Genomic DNA, 15,241 nt, shown 5'->3' with positions numbered 1-15,241 from the left:
CATGACCACGCTCGACAGCACCTTCCTCAGGGTCGAGCGCGACGGCCCCGTCGCGCTCATTCTCCTTAACCGGCCCGACAAGGCCAACTCGATGACGCCCGATTTCTGGGCCGACCTGCCGCGCATCGTCGATGCGCTCGCCCGCGACGAGAGCGTTCGCTGCGCCATCCTTGCCGGCGAAGGCCGGCACTTCACCGGCGGCATGGACCTTGCCGCCTTCGCCTCGCTCGCCGGCCTGTTCCAGCAGGAGCCCGGCCGCGCCGCCTATGCGATGCGCGATCTGATCCTGTCGCTCCAGAACGCCTTCAACGCGCTGGAGCGCGCCCGCTTGCCCGTAATCGCCGCGATCCACGGCGCCTGCGTCGGCGCCGGCATCGACATGATCACCGCCTGCGACCTCAGGATCGCCAGCGCCGACGCCTATTTCTCGGTCGAGGAGATCCATATCGGCATGGCGGCGGATGTCGGCACGTTGCAGCGCCTGCCGAAGCTGATCGCGCCTGCGGTCGCGGCCGAGCTCGCCTATAGCGGCCGCCGCTTCCAGGCCGACGAGGCGAAGGCCATCGGCCTCGTTTCCGCTGTCCACGCGGACAAGGAGGCATTGATGGATGCAGCGCGCCAGATGGCGCATGACATCGCGAAACGCTCGCCGCTCGCCATCGCCGGCATCAAGCGCAACCTCGCCTATGCCCGCGACCATTCGGTGGCCGACGGCCTCGACTATATCGCGACATGGAATGCCGGCATGCTGCGCCCCGGCGAGCTGATAGCGGCGGTGCAGGCGAAGATGACGAAGCAGGAAGCCGAGTTCGCCGACCTCCTTTCGGACCGGAAGCTCGGCTGATTATTCGCCCGGCGCAACGCCTGCCCCGGAAGCCCCGGGCAGACCGGGCTTGCCGGCCTCTGAAGGGTTGCGCCGCACATAGGCCGCCTTCAGGCTCTCCGAGGTGTCGCGCGAGCCGTCATGGCTCCAGCCCGGCGGGCGGAACAGGTAGCCGAGCCGCTGGCGCGGCGTCAGCCCCGGCGCGAACGCGTCGCGGAACATGGCGATCCATTCGTGGAACGCCACCTTCAGCGGGTTGAACGTGCCGATATTGTGGACGATGCCATAGCGTGGCCGGTCCTCCTCCAGCTCCTCGACGAAGGTGCCGAACATCCGGTCCCAGATGATCAGCGTGCCGGCATAGTTGGCGTCGAGATAGCGCGGATTGGTGGCGTGGTGGACGCGGTGGTGCGACGGCGTGTTGAAGACGAACTCGACCGGCCGCCACAATTTGCCGATGGTCTCGGTGTGGATCCAGAACTGGTAGACGAGATTGAATCCGAAGACGAAGACGATCACCGCCGGGTGGAAGCCGAGAAGCACCAGCGGCGCCTGCAGCACGAACATGCCGGTGAACAGAGCCGTCCACGACTGCCGGAGCGCGGTCGACAGGTTGTAATGCTGGCTCGAATGGTGGTTGATGTGCTCGGCCCACACCCAGCGCACCCGGTGGGCGATGCGGTGATACCAGTAGTAGCGCAGATCATCGAGCAGGAAGGCGGCGAGGATCACCCACCACGCAGTGCCGAGATCGAAGACGCGGAACTGCCACACCCACAGCAGCGCCGAATAGGAGACGAAGCCGAGCAGCAGGCCGGCAGCGACGTTGCCGACGCCCATCATCAGGCTGGTCAGCGTGTCGCGCGTTTCGAACTCGCCCCTGGCGCGGCCGGTGCGCACCAGCCACAGCTCGATCAGGATGGCGGCGACGAAAAACGGGATCGCAAGCTGCGTCATATCCGGAAACGCGTATCCGTCCATCGGCTTTCCTCCTTCAGGCCTGCCGGCCGGGCGCGGCGAACAGCGCCGCGACCGCACGGGCCTCACCCTCCGCCGCAAAGGTGAAGGCCCCGCCCGGCCATGTAAAGTCCCTGAGGCGCAGCATCAGCGTGGCTCCGGCGACGCGCGGCGCCCCGGCGAGATCGGCCGCGCCGACCAGCCGCGTCAGGAACCGGTCGCCGACGGCGGCGACGATGCCGACGCGACCGTCGTCCAGCGCAAGGAACGCGGCGTCGCCGTCCTGCGTCAGGTGCACCGCGACGATGGCGGGATCGGGGTAGTCGACGCCGAAGCGCGCCCGCGCCGCGGCCTCGTCCGCCAGCCGCGCGCGCCGGCTGCCGCCGGTCAGGTGCACAAGGAGCACCACGCCGGAAACGCCGATCACCACCATTGCGACAAGCAGCCCGAGGCTCATCCCGGCCTTCACCCTCCCCCGTCGTCTAAAGATGCTAGCGCAGTCGCCATCGCGGCGTCAAAGCAGGCTATCCCCAGCCGCGCGCAGCGAAGCGGAGCATCGTCCAGTGGCGGCGCAGCGGCGAGATGTCGACCACCCGGCGCAGCGGCTGCGCCCCGGCAGCGGCCGCGCGCTTGAGATAGGGGAAGGCGAGCGAAGCGGGCAGGAAGGCCGGCCGCAGCGACACCGGCATGCCCTTCGCCGCCTCAGCGAACCGCGCCGCATGCTCGCGCCCGAGCTCGATGAAGGCAGCGAGCGCGCGCCGCGCCGCCTCGCTCTCTCCCGTCCCTGCGATGTCGTCGCGGCTCGCCCCGGCGGCGGCGAGGATGTCGGCCGGCACGTAGCACTGGCCGCGCGCGCGGTGCAGCGGCATCAGCCGCACCAGCCCGGCAATCACCTGCGCGCAGCCGGCATGGCCGGCAGCCGACGCGAAGGCGGGCGCTGCCTCGGGCTCCAGCATCAGCGCCGCGAGCTGGATCACCGCCGAGGCCGTCTCGCCGCAATAGCCCTCGAGATCGGCGCGCGACGGCATCGGGTCGTCGTAGAGGTCGAATATCCGCGCCTCGAGATAGCGGTCGAAGGCGTCGAGCGGCAGGTTATGGCGTTGGATGGCATCGAGAAGCGCCTCGGCGAGCGGGTAGCCGCCCGCCGCCGGCTTGCCGCCGGCCAGCATGTCGCGCCACCACTGGATGCGCACCTCGCCCGGCAGCGGCTCGCGGATGCGGTCGCGGATCGAGGCGATCTCGGCGTTGAACAGGTAGAGCGCCGTCAGATCGGCGCGCACGGCCTGCGGCGCGTAGAGGGTTGAGAGATAGCGATCCGGGTCGCTGCGGCGCAGTGTCTGGCTGTCGTCTATGCCTTGTGGATCCGCCATGTCATTCGACGGCGACCAGCGCCGCCGCGACCAGCCTGTCCTCGGCGAGAAGCACGTTGTAGGTGCGCACGGCCGCGCCCGTCGACATCGGCTCGGCGCGGATGCCGGTCGCGCCCAGCGCCGCCCTCACCCCGGCCGGCAGCGGCCGCAGATCCGTCCCGCAGCCGACGAGCAGGATGTCTATCCCCTCCGCCTCGGCGATCGCCGCAGCAAAGTCCTCGGCGGTGAAGGCTGCCGGGTTCTGCGGCTCCCAGCCGTGAATGCCGGAAGGCAGACACAGGATCGAGCCGCGATGCGACATGTCGGCAAAACGGAAGCCGCCATTGCCGTAGGCGTCGATCGGCGCGCGCCCCGGAAAATGGGCCTCGCGAATGATGATGCCCCCGCCCATCCTTCGCTCAGGCCTTCGCGCCCGCTGTCTTGGCCTTGGCCACCGCCTTGTCGTCTTCCTCGCTGCCGAACATCTCCGGCCGGAGCTTGAACAGGATCAGCATCGGCCCGGCGATGAACAGCGACGAATAGGTGCCGACGAGGACGCCGATCAGGATCGCGAACATGAAATCGCTGATGACCTCGCCGCCCCAAAGGTAAAGGACCGTCAGCGCGAACAGCGTCGTCAGGCCGGTCATGAAGGTGCGCGACAGGGTCTGGCTCAGCGACATATTGATCAGGTCGACGACCGGCATCTTCTTGTAGCGCCGCAAGTTCTCGCGCACGCGGTCGTAGATGACGACGGTGTCGTTGATCGAGTAGCCGACCACGGTGAGGATCGCCGCGATGCTGGCCAGGTTGAACTCGAAGCCGAACACAACGTAGAGCCCGACCATGAAGATGACGTCGTGCAGCGTCGAGACGATGGCGCCGACGCCGAACTGCCATTCGAACCGCACCCAGATGTAGAGCAGCATGGCGATCATCGAGGCGATGACGCCGATGGTGCCGCTCCACGCCAGCTCGGACGAGACGGTCGGGCCGACCACCTCGACGCGGCGGAACTCGTAGTCGGCGTCGAGCGCGCCGTGCACCTTGTCGACCACGCTCTGCTCGGCGGTATCGCCGCCCTCCGCCTGCCCCTCGACGCGGATCATCAGCTCGGCATTGCCGAACTCCTGGACCTGCACCTCGCCGATGTCGAGCGCATTGAGGCGCGCGCGCACGTCGCCGGCGTCGGCGGTGCCGTCCTTGGCCTGCACCTCGATCATCGAGCCGCCGCGGAAGTCGATCCCGAGATTCATCGGCGCGACGAAGAACATCACCGCGATGAAGAGGGAGACGGCGGCCGAGAACGCGAAGGCGAGATTGCGCCAGCGCATCAGGTTGACCTTGGGATCGAGCGGCAGATAGTGGACGAGGCCGGAGGGGAACTCGGTCGGCCGGCTGCGCTTCAGCCACGCGGCGATCAGCCAGCGCGTCAGCGTGAACGCGGTGAACACCGTGGTGACGATGCCGATGGCGAGCGTGACGGCGAAGCCGCGGATCGGGCCGGTGCCCATGTAGAACAGGATGACGGCGGCGATCAGCGTCGTCAGGTTGGCGTCGACCACGGCGGCGAGCGCGCGCCGGAAGCCGGAATCGAGCGACTGGATCAGCGAGCGCCCCTGCGCCCGCTCCTCGCGCACGCGCTCGAAGATGATGACGTTGGAGTCGACCGCCATGCCGAGCGTCAGCGCGATGCCGGCGATGCCGGGCAGCGTCAGCGTCGCGCCGAGCGTGGTCAGGATGGCGATCATCATGACAAGGTTGGCGGCGAGGCCGATCGAGGCGAGGACGCCGAGCTTGCCGTAGGCCAGCACCATGAAGGCAAAGACGAGCACGGCCGCGATGCCGGTGGCGAAGGTGCCGGCCTCGATCGAATCCTGCCCGAGGCTGGGGCCTACGGTGCGCTCCTCGATGATGGTCAGGTCCGCCGGCAGCGCGCCGGCGCGCAGCAGCACGGCGAGGTCGTTGGCGCTCTGGACGGTGAAGCTGCCGGAGATCTGCCCCGACCCGCCGAGGATCGGCTCGTTGATGCGCGGGGCGGAGATGACGTGGTTGTCGAGAATGATGGCGAACAGCCGCCCGACATTCTGCTGCGTCGCCTGGCCGAAGCGCGTCGCGCCCTGGTTGTCGAAGCGGAACGAGACGACCGGCTCGCTGGTGCGCTGGTCGAAGGTCGCCTGCGCGTCGACGAGGTTCTCGCCCGAGACGATGACGCGGTTCTCGATGATATAGGGAACCGGCGGCTCGTCGTTGGAATACATCACCGTCGTGCCCGACGGTGGGCGACCCTGGATCGCCTCCTCGACCGGCATCGACTGGTCGACCATCTGGAAGGTCAGCTTCGCGGTCTGGCCGAGGATGTCCTTGAGCCGCTGCGGGTCGTCGAGGCCCGGCACCTGCACGAGGATGCGGTCGTTGCCCTGGCGCTGGATGATCGGCTCGGTGGTGCCAAGCTCGTTGACGCGGCGGTTGACGACCTCGACCGACTGGTTGACCGCCGTGCCGACGCGGTAATTGATGCCCTCGTCCGTCAGGGTGAAGCGCAGAAGGCCGGGCTCCGGCTCGGCCATCGTCAGCTCGACGACGCTGCCGGTGCCGAACATGCCGGACGAGACCGGCTGCGTCAGGCTGGCGAGCGCCGCCTTCGCCGCATCGATCTGCTCGGCGTCGCGGATGCGCACCTGGACGTTGTGGCCCGTGCTCGAAAGGCCGGTATAGAAGACGCGCGCGTCGCGCAACGCGGTGCGGATGTCGTCGCGCGTCCCCTCGAGCCGGTCGGAGATCAGGTCGTTCCGATCGATCTGCAGGAGGATGTGCGAGCCGCCCTGAAGATCGAGGCCGAGCGTCAGCTGCTGCTTCGGGAGCCAGTTCGGCAACGATGCCAGCGTGGACTGCGGCAGAAGGTTGGGAGCGCTGACGATGACCGCCAGGAACACCACCAGCCAGATCGAGATCGTCTTCCAGCGCGAGAAATGAAGCATCGTCTATCCGTCCTGACGGGCGCGGGTCCGGCCCGCGCCGCACATCACCGCATTGGCCGCGAATGCGGTTATTTCTTGGCGTTCTGGTTGGCGATCGGCTCGCCCTTGACGCGCACGTCGGCGATGGTGGCGCGCAGCGCCGTCACCTTGACTCCGTTGCCGAGGTCGATTTCGAGGTCGTCGTCGTTGGCCTTCGTCACCTTGCCGATCAGGCCGCCGCCGGTGATGACCGTGTCGCCGCGCCGCACCGCCGCCAGCATCTCGCCGCGCTTCTTCATCTGCTGGCGCTGCGGCCGGATGATGAGGAAGTACATGATGACGAAGATGAGCACGAACGGCAGGATGCTGATGAAGACGTCGGGGCCGCCAGCGACTCCCTGGGCATAGGCCGGGGTAACGAACATGGAGAAACTCCTGAAGCAGAGGTGCGGAACGGCCGCCGACCGGCCGCATGAAAAGTGGCCGGAATATAATGGTTGGCCACGCCAATGCAACCGCGCCCGCCCGCTTTTCGCCGGGCGGCAGGCATGTTAGGCGGAAGTGCGCCCGCCCCCTGAAATGGAAGCCGTTGCCGTCATGAAAGATATGCTGCCCGAAACGCTGGAAGAAAAGATCGACCGCCTGATCGCGACGATAGCCCGCCTCGCCCCCCGCGAGCCGGAGGCGACGGACCTCGCCGCCGCCGACTGCTTCGTCTGGTCGGCCGAGGCCGGCAGGCTGGAGCCGGTCCACCGCGTCAACCGGGTCGAGATCGCGCTGATCCGCGGCGTCGACCGGGTGCGCGACATCCTCGACGACAACACCCGCCGCTTCGCCGCCGGTCTGCCGGCCAACAATGCGCTTCTGTGGGGCGCGCGCGGCATGGGCAAGTCGTCGCTGGTCAAGGCCGTGCATGCGGCGATCAACCGCGACCTGGCCGAGGGCGAGCCGCCGCTGAAGCTGATCGAGATCCACCGCGAGGACATCGACACGCTGCCGAAGCTGTTGTCGATTCTCAAATCCGCGCCGTTCCGCTTCGTGCTGTTCTGCGACGACCTGTCCTTCGACCACGACGACACCTCGTACAAGTCGCTGAAGGCGGCGCTGGAGGGCGGCGTCGAGGGCCGGCCGGACAACGTCATCTTCTACGCGACCTCGAACCGGCGCCACCTCCTGCCGCGCGACATGATCGACAACGAGCGCTCGACCGCGATCAATCCCGGCGAGGCGGTGGAGGAGAAGGTCTCGCTGTCGGACCGCTTCGGCCTGTGGCTCGGCTTTCACAAATGCTCGCAGGACGAGTATCTCGAGATGATCGACGGCTATGTCCGCCACTACGGGCTGGAGACGGACCCGGAGGCGCTACGCAGCGAGGCGCTCGAATGGGCGACGACGCGCGGCAGCCGCTCGGGTCGCGTCGCCTGGCAGTTCGTGCAGGACCTCGCCGGGCGCATGGGACGGCGGCTGGACGCGTAAAGCAATTCCAGGAAAAGTGCGAAGCAGTTTTCCGTCCGGAATTGCGGAAAGCGATCGAATAAAAATCGCCCGCCGGTGGGCGGGCGAGGAAGGCGAGCCGGACTGGAGATACGACGCCCGCCGGTCTTTCTTCTGGTTGAAGTCTTTCTTCTGGTTGAAGCGATCTCACTCCAGATAGGATTTGGGATCGACGGGCGAGGAATCCTTGCGCACCTCGAAATGCAGCTTCGGCGTGTCGGCCGAGCCGCTCATGCCGGCGAGCGCGATGTCCTCGCCGCGGCGCACCTTCTGCCCGCGCTGCACCTTCAGCTCGCTCGCATGGCCGTAGACCGTGACCAGCCCGTTCTCATGGCGCACCAGCACGGTGTTGCCGAACTCCTTCAGCCCGTCGCCGGCATAGATGACGACGCCGTTCTCCGCCGCCTTGACCGGCGTGCCGGCCGGCACGGCGATGTCGATGCCGTCGTTTGCCTTGCCGCTGCCGCTGCCGAAGCCGGAGATCACCCGCCCGCGCACCGGCCAGCGCATCTTCGAGATGCCGCTGGCGTTCGGCGCCGGGGCCGAGGCATCGGCCGCCGCTTTCTGGATCGCGGTCTCCGCCTGCTTCGGCGGGGTGTAGACGTTGGACGGGCGGTTGACCGCCGCGGTCGTGGTCTGGTCCGTCTTCGGAGCCGCGGCCACGGTCTGGACCGGCGCGGCGCCGCCGCCAGCCGGGATCGTCAGCTTCTGGCCGATGCGGATCAGCCCGCTCGATAGGCCGTTGGCCTGCTTGATCGCCTCGGTGCTCGCGCCGGTCTTGCGCGCGATTCCGTGCAGCGTGTCGCCGGCGACCACGGTGTAGGTTCCGCCCGCCGACGCCGGGGTTGCCGGGTTGGGCGCGGCCGGCTCGGCCGTGGCGCTGCTCTTCGGCGCCGGCTGCTGCGGCAGCACCGCCACCCGCTCGCCGGGAGCCTGCGACGGGGTCGGCGTGCGACCCGCCGGCACGTCGTATCGGGTGCCGGTCGACGAGCGCGCGTCGGCGACGTTGGGGTTGGCGTCGGGCGCGCTGACCGGAGCGCGGGCCGAATGCACATAGGTCGGGATCACGATCTGCTGGCCGGCGGCAAGTGCGTTGGCGCTGGAAAGTCCGTTGGCCTTGAGGATGGCGTCGGTCGGCACGCCGAAGCGGCGCGACAGGTTGTAGACGGTCTCGCCCGGCTTGACGGTGATCTGCGTGCCGCCGGCGCGCATCCAGCCGCCCTCGCCGTCGGTGGTGACAACCGCGTTCGGCTGCTGCGCGGTCGATGCCGGCGCCGGCTGGGCAAGGGTGGGCGGCGCGGGCTGCACGGCGACGGGCACGGGCTGCACCGCGGCCGCGGCCGGCGTGCGCAGCGGCTGCGTCGAGCCGGTGACGGTGGTGTCGAGGCTGGCGCGCGTGACCGGCGCCAGCGCCGGGCCGGACGAGACGCTGCCGGAAGACATGCTACCAGTGGAAACCGGCGGCAGGCTCTGCGGCGCGGCGGCCGGATAGGAATTGTTGTAGACTGGCTGCTGGACCGGAGCCTGCGCGTAGACGCCGCCGGCGCTGACGCTGCCCTGCGGGCGCGGCACGAGGCCGGCGCGATTGAGGATGCCGCCGCGGCGCGGCACGGCCGCGACCGAACCGGTGCTCATCGTGTCGACCTGGGAATAGTCGCCCGGATAGGCCTGCGCGACCGGGGCCGGCTGGACGGGCCGCGAATCGCCCGTCAGGATCGAGTCCTGGAACCGCATCACATCGGAGCTGCAACCGGCGAGAAGGCCGCCCGCCACGACGATGGCCGCGCCATGCGCAAGACTGCGCCGGTATTTGCCAGAGATTCCTGAACGCATCACCATACCCGCAATACTCGATACCTGAGACAGGCATGATTAAAGCGCGTTAATGTTACCGCGTGGTTAAGCGGCGACGCGTTGTTCGACGTTTCGCAAGAAAGCCGGTCAGAGCGCCTGCGCGGTCCCGGCAGTCATCGGCTGGAAGCGCACCTCGGCCACCTGCTCGCGCTCGAAGCGGGAGCCGACCTTGGTCAGCTTCTCGATTACCTGCACGCCCTCGCCCGGGCCGATGGCGGCGATCATGATGCCGCCGGAGGAAAGCTGGTCGGCGAAGCCGCGCGGCAGCGTCTCGTAGGCCGCCCATGCGACGATGCGGTCGAACGGCCCCTCGGCCGGCAACCCTTGCGCGCCGTCGGCCTGGCGGGCGATGACGTTCGAGATGCCCAGCGCCTCGTGGCGCTGCGTCGCTTGGCCGGCGAGCGTCGCGAAGCGGTCGAGCGTCAGCACCCGCGCGACAAGCCGCGCCATCACCGCCGCGGTGAAGCCCGACCCGGTGCCGATCTCGAGCACCCGGCATTCGGGCTGGAGGTCGAGCGCGGCGAGGATGCGCATCTGGAGGTCCAGCCCCTCGATCGCCTGCCCGCACTCGATGGGGAGGCTGCGCTCGCCCCAGGCGTCGGCCTGCCATTGCGCCGGCACGAAGCCGGCGCGCGGCGTCGCCTCCACCGCCGCGACCAGCTCGCGCCGGTCGAGGCCGGACCCGCGCATGCGCAGCAGGAAGGCCGCGAACCGTTCGCGTTCGGCCTCCGCGTCCATCGTCAGCTCAGCGCCTTGGCGATCTGGTCCTTCACCGCATAGGCCGTCAGGTCCATATGCAGCGGCGTGACCGAGATCATGCCGGCGCGCAGCGCCGCGAGGTCGGTGCCGTCGCGCACGTCGACCGGCTCGCGGCCGAAGCGCAGCCAGAAATAGGGAAAGCCGCGCCCGTCCTTGCGCTCGTCGAGCCACAGGCCGTGGCTGAGCTTGCCCTGGTTGGTGACGGCGACGCCCCTGACCTCCTCCGGCCGGCAGTTCGGGAAGTTGAGGTTGAGGAACACGTTTTCCGGCAGCGACAGGCCGATGAGCTTCTCCAGCACCTCGGGCGCGTGGCGCTCTGCCGTGCGCCAGTCGACGGTGCGGCCGTCCTCGCTCACCGAATAACCCTGGCTCAGCGCGATCGAGCGGATGCCGAGCAGCGTCCCCTCCATGGCGCCGGCGATGGTGCCGGAATAGGTGACGTCGTCGGCGACGTTCGAGCCGGCATTGACGCCCGACAGGATCAGGTCCGGCGGCTCGGGCATCAGGTGGCGCACGCCCATGATGACGCAATCGGTCGGCGTGCCGCGCACCGCGTAGTGCCGCTCGCGAACTTTCCGCATCCTGAGCGGCTCCGACAGCGACAGCGAATGGGCGAAGCCCGACTGGTCGGTCTCGGGCGCGACCACCCACACCTCGTCGGTGAAGGAGCGCGCGATGCGCTCCAGCACCTGCAGGCCCTCGGCGTGGACGCCGTCGTCATTGGTCAGAAGAATGCGCATCAGGCCGCTCCGATCCGCTCGATGCCGCCCATATAGGGCTTCAGCGCGTCCGGCACGGTGATCGAGCCGTCCTCGTTCTGGTAGTTCTCCATCACCGCGATCAGCGCGCGCCCGACCGCGATGCCCGAGCCGTTCAGCGTGTGGACGAATTGCGGCTTGCCGTCGCCGGTGCGGTAGCGCGCATTCATGCGCCGCGCCTGGAAATCGCCGCAGACCGAGCAGGATGAGATCTCGCGATAGGCGTTCTGGCCCGGCAACCAGACCTCGATGTCGTAGGTCTTGCGCGCGCCGAAGCCCATGTCGCCGGTGCACAGCACCACGGTGCGGAACGGCAGGCCGAGGCGCTTCAGCACGGTCTCGGCGCATCCCGTCATCCGCTCGTGCTCGGCGACCGAGGACTCGGCATCGGTGATCGACACCATCTCGACCTTGTTGAACTGGTGCTGGCGCAGCATGCCGCGCGTGTCACGCCCGGCCGAGCCCGCCTCGGAGCGGAAGCAGGGCGTCAGCGCGGTGAAGCGCAGCGGCAGCTTCTCGCCGGCGAGGATCTCCTCGCGCACGAGGTTGGTCAGCGGCACTTCCGAGGTCGGGATCAGACCGAGCCGCGCCTCGCCATGCGGAACGAAGAACAGGTCTTCCTCGAACTTCGGCAGCTGGCCGGTGCCGTAGAGCGCGTCGTCGCGCACCAGGAGCGGCGGGATCACTTCGGTGTAGCCGTGCTCGGTGGTGTGCAGGTCGAGCATGAACTGGCCGAGCGCGCGTTCGAGCCGGGCAAGCTGGCCGGAGATCACGGTGAAGCGCGCGCCGGAAATCCGCGCGGCGCGCTCGAAATCCATCTGGCCGAGCGCCTCGCCGAGCTCGAAATGCTCCTTCGCCCAGTTGGGCCGCTTCGGCTCGCCGACGCGGCGCACCTCGACATTGTCGTGCTCGTCGCGGCCCGCCGGCACGTCGGCCAGAGGCAGGTTGGGGACGACGGCGAGCGCGTCGGCGAAAGCCTTGTCGAGCGCGCGCTCCGTCGCCTCGCCCGACTGGACGAACTCCTTGATGCCCGCGACTTCCTGCTTCAGCTCCTCGGCGCGGGCGGAATCGCCGGCGCGCATGGCGTTGCCGATCTCCCTGGAGGCGGCGTTGCGGCGCTCCTGCTTCTCCTGCAAGGCGACGAGATGGGCGCGCCGCGCCTCGTCCCGCGCGATCAAATCGTCGACGACGGCCCGGGCGGCCTCCGGCGACTGGCCGCGCGCAGCGAGCGCGTCCGCGAGCGCCTGCGGGTTTTCACGAATCCACTTGATGTCGAGCATGGTCTGGAACCGTCCTCAGTGAGCAGGAGAAGACGACGAGCGGGGTAGCCCGCAATTGGATTCGACGCAAGCGCCACGGCCGCCCGGGCTATGCCTGGGCCGAAGGCGTATCCTCGGACGACTTGGCCTCGGAAGCCGACGATCCCTTGGCAAGCTCCGCCTCCAGCGCCGCCTCGCGCGCCGCTTCCTCCGCTGCCCGCTTTTTCTCGATCATGCGGCCGATCCAGATCGACGCCTCGTAGAGCAGGATGGTCGGCAAGGCGAGGCCGATCTGGCTCACCGGATCGGGCGGCGTCAGCACCGCGGCGACGACGAAGGCGATGACGATGGCCCAGCGGCGCTTGGAAACCAGCGTCTCGACCCGCAGCAGCCCGACGCGCACCAGAAGCGTCGTCACGACCGGCAACTGGAACACCAGCCCGAAGGCCAGGATCAGCGTCATGATCAGGCCGAGATATTCCGACACGCGCGGCAGCAGCGAGATCTGGATCTCCTGATCCGGCCCGACCTGCTGCATGGCGAGGAAGAACCACATCACCATCGGAGTGAAGAAGAAGTAGACCAGCGCCGCGCCGATCAGGAACAGGATCGGCGAGGCGATCAGGAACGGCAGGAAGGCGGCGCGCTCGTTGCGGTAGAGCCCCGGCGCGACGAACTTGTAGAGCTGCGTCGCGATCAGCGGGAAGGCGAGCACGATGCCGCCGAACATGCCGAGCTTGATCTGCGTGAAGAAGAATTCCTGCGGTGCGGTGTAGATCAGGTCGACCTTGGTCGGGTCGAGCCCGGCCCAGGCGGACGCCCACTGGAACGGCAGCACCAGAAGGATGAAAAGCTGCTTGGCGAAGAAGAAGCAGACCAGGAAGGCGATGAAGAAGCCGACCAGCGACCAGATCAGTCGCGAGCGCAGTTCGATCAGGTGATCGAGCAGCGGCGCTGCCGATTTCTCGATGTCGTCGTCTTCAGCGGTCACGAGGCGGCTCCGCCAGTCTTCTTCTTCGGTGCGGCGGGCTTCTTCGCTGCCGGCTTTGCGGCTACCGGCTTCGCGGCCGCCGGGGCGGATTTCACCGCAGCGGGCTTCGCGGCAGCCGGTCTGCCGGCAGCGGGAACCGGCTTCGCGGCTGCCGGCTTTGCCGGCGCGGCGGCAGCGACAGCAGCCGGTGCGGGAGTCGCGCTCACCGCCGGGGCCGGCGCATCGGGCGACGCCGCCTCGACCTTCGGCTTCGGCTTGGGCGGTTCGGCCCTCGGCGGGTTGAACGCCGCCTCAAGCCCGGCGCGCACGTCCCTGCCCGCCGATTCCAGCGGGTTCAGCGCCTTCTTGATGTCGGCGGTGGGGTTGAGCTTTCTGGCGTCGTCGGCGAGCTTCTTCAGATCGTCGAGCTCGGCCTCCTTCAGCGCCTCGTCGAACTGCTTGCGGAAATCGCCCGCCATGGCCCGCAGCTTCGCCGTCGTCTTGCCGACGGTGCGCAGCATGCCGGGCAGTTCCTTGGGACCGACGACCACGATCAGCACGATCGCGATCACCAGCATCTCCGTCCAGGCGATGTCAAACATGGCGTCTCAAACTCCCGACCGCCCCAGGGCGAGGCTCAGGAAGTCTTGCCGGCCTTTTCCTTGGGCGCGGAGACGGTCTCGTCGGCGCGATGCTCGACGGTCTTCGTCTCCTCGTCGTCGTCGGACATGCCCTTCTTGAAGCTCTTGATGCCCTTGGCCATGTCGCCCATCAGCTCCGGAATCTTGCCGCGCCCGAACAGGAGCAGCACCACGACCAGAACGATGAGCCAGTGCCAGATCGAGAAGGTACCCATAGCGATCTCTTTCCGTGTCTATCCATGCCGCTTCGGCGCGGCCTTATGTTGATTTATGCGCTTTCGCCGGTTCTTTCAAACACAAGCACGTCAGCTCCCCTCACCGTAAGCCAAATTTCCGGCCCTGACCCGGACAAAGCGCCGCACCGGACCCGTGCCCGGATCGGCTGCTCCATGCCCGGGACGGCAAGCTCCAGCAGCTCGACCACGCCAAGGAACCGGCGTGATAGCACTCGCGCGGGCGTTTGCCCATGCGTTTGTGAGACGTCGAAGCCGGAAAGTCGGATCGCCACCGTGGCCTGCGCGCCGTCGCCGATCGCGCCTGCGTCAAAGCTGCCCAGCGGCGTTTCGACCCGGCCCCCGGCGACGCGCCCGGCAAAGACGTTGAGCTCGGAAAAGAACCCGGCGGCGAAGAGGCTCGCCGGCTGGTGGTAGATCTCGTTCGCGGTTCCGGCCTGCACCAGCCGCCCGTCCTTCAAAAGCGCGATGCGGTCGCCCATGCGCATGGCTTCCTCGGCGTCGTGGGTGACGACGATGGCCGTCGCCCGGCTCTGGCGCAGGATCGCCAGCGTCTCGGCGCGTACCGAATCCTTCAACCGCGAATCCAGCCCCGAGAACGGCTCGTCCATCAGCAGCACCGCCGGCCGCGGCGCGATGGCGCGCGCCAGCGCCACGCGCTGCTGCTCGCCGCCCGAAAGGCTGTGCGGGTAGGATTCGGCGTAGCGTTCCAGCCCGACACGGCTTAGCGAGATCATCGCCTCGCCCCGCGCCTCCTCGCGCGACAGGGCGGTCAGGCCGAAGCGGACGTTCTCCAGGATGGTCAGGTGCGGGAACAGCGCATAGTCCTGGAACACCAGCCCGACCGAGCGCTTCTCCGGCGGCACGAAGACGCCGGGTCCGGCGATCACCTTGTCGTTGATGAGGAGCCTCCCTTTCGTCTGCGCCTCGATGCCGGCGGCGATGCGCAGCAGCGTCGTCTTGCCCGAGCCGGACGGCCCGAGCAGGCAAAGCACCTCGCCCGGCTCCGCCGTCAGCGATATGTCGGTCAAGGTCGGGACGCCGGCGGTGAATGCGTGGCCGACATGCTCGAAGGCAAGCCGCGCGGCGAAGGAAACCCCCGCCGTCACCCGTCCTGCCGCCGCTGTCGCCATGCTCGCCTGCCGTTGTCACGCGTTTCGCGCGCGTCCCTTACCCCCGCTTTG

General features: G+C 68.4%; 16 protein-coding genes. 2 read left to right on the top strand and 14 right to left on the bottom strand.

The window, feature by feature from the left end:
• Position 1 precedes the first annotated feature (1 nt).
• Positions 2 to 844 carry a crotonase/enoyl-CoA hydratase family protein gene (locus M9945_RS16090; RefSeq protein WP_367945408.1) on the top strand — a complete coding sequence of 281 codons (843 nt, stop codon included), beginning with the start codon at positions 2 to 4 and terminating at the stop codon, positions 842 to 844.
• Here the strand turns inward: M9945_RS16090 and M9945_RS16085 are convergent, their stop codons facing one another.
• The 6 genes from M9945_RS16085 to yajC all read right to left on the bottom strand — a co-directional run bounded on the left by M9945_RS16085 (position 845) and on the right by yajC (position 6,514).
• Complete coding sequence (locus tag M9945_RS16085) at positions 845 to 1,804, bottom strand: sterol desaturase family protein (protein ID WP_367945407.1); 960 nt, start codon at positions 1,802 to 1,804, stop codon at positions 845 to 847.
• A gap of 13 nt (positions 1,805 to 1,817) precedes the next feature.
• Positions 1,818 to 2,237, bottom strand: coding sequence for a hypothetical protein (locus M9945_RS16080; protein WP_367945406.1), 420 nt, complete (start codon positions 2,235 to 2,237; stop codon positions 1,818 to 1,820).
• A 67-nt stretch (positions 2,238 to 2,304) separates the two neighbouring features.
• The gene (locus M9945_RS16075) at positions 2,305 to 3,150 is read right to left on the bottom strand and encodes a phytoene/squalene synthase family protein (protein ID WP_367945405.1); all 846 of its coding nucleotides are present in this window, start codon (positions 3,148 to 3,150) and stop codon (positions 2,305 to 2,307) included.
• A gap of 1 nt (position 3,151) precedes the next feature.
• Positions 3,152 to 3,541 carry an Mth938-like domain-containing protein gene (locus tag M9945_RS16070; protein ID WP_367945404.1) on the bottom strand — a complete coding sequence of 130 codons (390 nt, stop codon included), beginning with the start codon at positions 3,539 to 3,541 and terminating at the stop codon, positions 3,152 to 3,154.
• Between the two features lie 7 nt (positions 3,542 to 3,548).
• A complete protein-coding gene (gene secDF / locus M9945_RS16065; RefSeq protein WP_367945403.1) occupies positions 3,549 to 6,110 on the bottom strand; it encodes a protein translocase subunit SecDF in 2,562 nt (853 codons plus the stop codon).
• A gap of 68 nt (positions 6,111 to 6,178) precedes the next feature.
• Positions 6,179 to 6,514 (bottom strand): preprotein translocase subunit YajC, encoded by a 336-nt coding sequence (gene yajC, locus M9945_RS16060; RefSeq protein ID WP_367945402.1) that lies wholly within the window; start codon positions 6,512 to 6,514, stop codon positions 6,179 to 6,181.
• 172 nt (positions 6,515 to 6,686) lie between these two features.
• Here yajC and M9945_RS16055 point away from each other — a divergent pair, with 172 nt between their 5' ends.
• Positions 6,687 to 7,565 carry an ATP-binding protein gene (locus tag M9945_RS16055; protein WP_367945401.1) on the top strand — a complete coding sequence of 293 codons (879 nt, stop codon included), beginning with the start codon at positions 6,687 to 6,689 and terminating at the stop codon, positions 7,563 to 7,565.
• A gap of 165 nt (positions 7,566 to 7,730) precedes the next feature.
• Here the strand turns inward: M9945_RS16055 and M9945_RS16050 are convergent, their stop codons facing one another.
• The 8 genes from M9945_RS16050 to M9945_RS16015 all read right to left on the bottom strand — a co-directional run bounded on the left by M9945_RS16050 (position 7,731) and on the right by M9945_RS16015 (position 15,190).
• On the bottom strand, positions 7,731 to 9,416 hold the full coding sequence (locus tag M9945_RS16050) for a peptidoglycan DD-metalloendopeptidase family protein (protein ID WP_367945400.1): 1,686 nt from the start codon (positions 9,414 to 9,416) through the stop codon (positions 7,731 to 7,733).
• Positions 9,417 to 9,524: 108 nt separating this feature from the next.
• Positions 9,525 to 10,175, bottom strand: a complete 651-nt coding sequence (locus M9945_RS16045; RefSeq protein ID WP_367929313.1) for a protein-L-isoaspartate(D-aspartate) O-methyltransferase — start codon at positions 10,173 to 10,175, stop codon at positions 9,525 to 9,527.
• A 2-nt stretch (positions 10,176 to 10,177) separates the two neighbouring features.
• The gene (surE, locus tag M9945_RS16040; RefSeq protein ID WP_367929312.1) at positions 10,178 to 10,936 is read right to left on the bottom strand and encodes a 5'/3'-nucleotidase SurE; all 759 of its coding nucleotides are present in this window, start codon (positions 10,934 to 10,936) and stop codon (positions 10,178 to 10,180) included.
• Complete coding sequence (gene serS / locus M9945_RS16035) at positions 10,936 to 12,234, bottom strand: serine--tRNA ligase (RefSeq protein WP_367945399.1); 1,299 nt, start codon at positions 12,232 to 12,234, stop codon at positions 10,936 to 10,938. Before serS ends, surE begins: the two co-directional genes overlap by 1 nt.
• A gap of 88 nt (positions 12,235 to 12,322) precedes the next feature.
• Positions 12,323 to 13,204, bottom strand: coding sequence for a twin-arginine translocase subunit TatC (tatC, locus tag M9945_RS16030; protein WP_367945398.1), 882 nt, complete (start codon positions 13,202 to 13,204; stop codon positions 12,323 to 12,325).
• Positions 13,201 to 13,785, bottom strand: a complete 585-nt coding sequence (gene tatB, locus M9945_RS16025; RefSeq protein WP_367945397.1) for a Sec-independent protein translocase protein TatB — start codon at positions 13,783 to 13,785, stop codon at positions 13,201 to 13,203. Before tatB ends, tatC begins: the two co-directional genes overlap by 4 nt.
• A gap of 35 nt (positions 13,786 to 13,820) precedes the next feature.
• A complete protein-coding gene (locus tag M9945_RS16020; RefSeq protein WP_367945396.1) occupies positions 13,821 to 14,039 on the bottom strand; it encodes a twin-arginine translocase TatA/TatE family subunit in 219 nt (72 codons plus the stop codon).
• A gap of 53 nt (positions 14,040 to 14,092) precedes the next feature.
• Positions 14,093 to 15,190 (bottom strand): ABC transporter ATP-binding protein, encoded by a 1,098-nt coding sequence (locus M9945_RS16015; protein ID WP_367945395.1) that lies wholly within the window; start codon positions 15,188 to 15,190, stop codon positions 14,093 to 14,095.
• Positions 15,191 to 15,241 lie beyond the last annotated feature (51 nt).

Source organism: Aquamicrobium sp., assembly GCF_023954335.1.
Lineage (GTDB): Bacteria > Pseudomonadota > Alphaproteobacteria > Rhizobiales > Rhizobiaceae > Aerobium.
This window is presented reverse-complemented; position numbering and strand designations above follow the sequence as displayed.

Bases quoted from the DNA above. Each gene is read 5' to 3' on its own strand.
- M9945_RS16090 (WP_367945408.1), top strand. From the start codon at position 2: ATGACCACGCTCGACAGCACCTTCCTCAGGGTCGAGCGCGACGGCCCC.
- M9945_RS16070 (WP_367945404.1), bottom strand. From the start codon at position 3,541: ATGGGCGGGGGCATCATCATTCGCGAGGCCCATTTTCCGGGGCGCGCG.
- M9945_RS16015 (WP_367945395.1), bottom strand. From the start codon at position 15,190: ATGGCGACAGCGGCGGCAGGACGGGTGACGGCGGGGGTTTCCTTCGCC.
- M9945_RS16020 (WP_367945396.1), bottom strand. From the start codon at position 14,039: ATGGGTACCTTCTCGATCTGGCACTGGCTCATCGTTCTGGTCGTGGTG.
- surE (WP_367929312.1), bottom strand. From the start codon at position 10,936: ATGCGCATTCTTCTGACCAATGACGACGGCGTCCACGCCGAGGGCCTG.
- secDF (WP_367945403.1), bottom strand. From the start codon at position 6,110: ATGCTTCATTTCTCGCGCTGGAAGACGATCTCGATCTGGCTGGTGGTG.
- yajC (WP_367945402.1), bottom strand. From the start codon at position 6,514: ATGTTCGTTACCCCGGCCTATGCCCAGGGAGTCGCTGGCGGCCCCGAC.
- tatB (WP_367945397.1), bottom strand. From the start codon at position 13,785: ATGTTTGACATCGCCTGGACGGAGATGCTGGTGATCGCGATCGTGCTG.
- M9945_RS16045 (WP_367929313.1), bottom strand. From the start codon at position 10,175: ATGGACGCGGAGGCCGAACGCGAACGGTTCGCGGCCTTCCTGCTGCGC.
- M9945_RS16075 (WP_367945405.1), bottom strand. From the start codon at position 3,150: ATGGCGGATCCACAAGGCATAGACGACAGCCAGACACTGCGCCGCAGC.
- M9945_RS16080 (WP_367945406.1), bottom strand. From the start codon at position 2,237: ATGAGCCTCGGGCTGCTTGTCGCAATGGTGGTGATCGGCGTTTCCGGC.
- M9945_RS16085 (WP_367945407.1), bottom strand. From the start codon at position 1,804: ATGGACGGATACGCGTTTCCGGATATGACGCAGCTTGCGATCCCGTTT.
- M9945_RS16050 (WP_367945400.1), bottom strand. From the start codon at position 9,416: ATGCGTTCAGGAATCTCTGGCAAATACCGGCGCAGTCTTGCGCATGGC.
- serS (WP_367945399.1), bottom strand. From the start codon at position 12,234: ATGCTCGACATCAAGTGGATTCGTGAAAACCCGCAGGCGCTCGCGGAC.
- M9945_RS16055 (WP_367945401.1), top strand. From the start codon at position 6,687: ATGAAAGATATGCTGCCCGAAACGCTGGAAGAAAAGATCGACCGCCTG.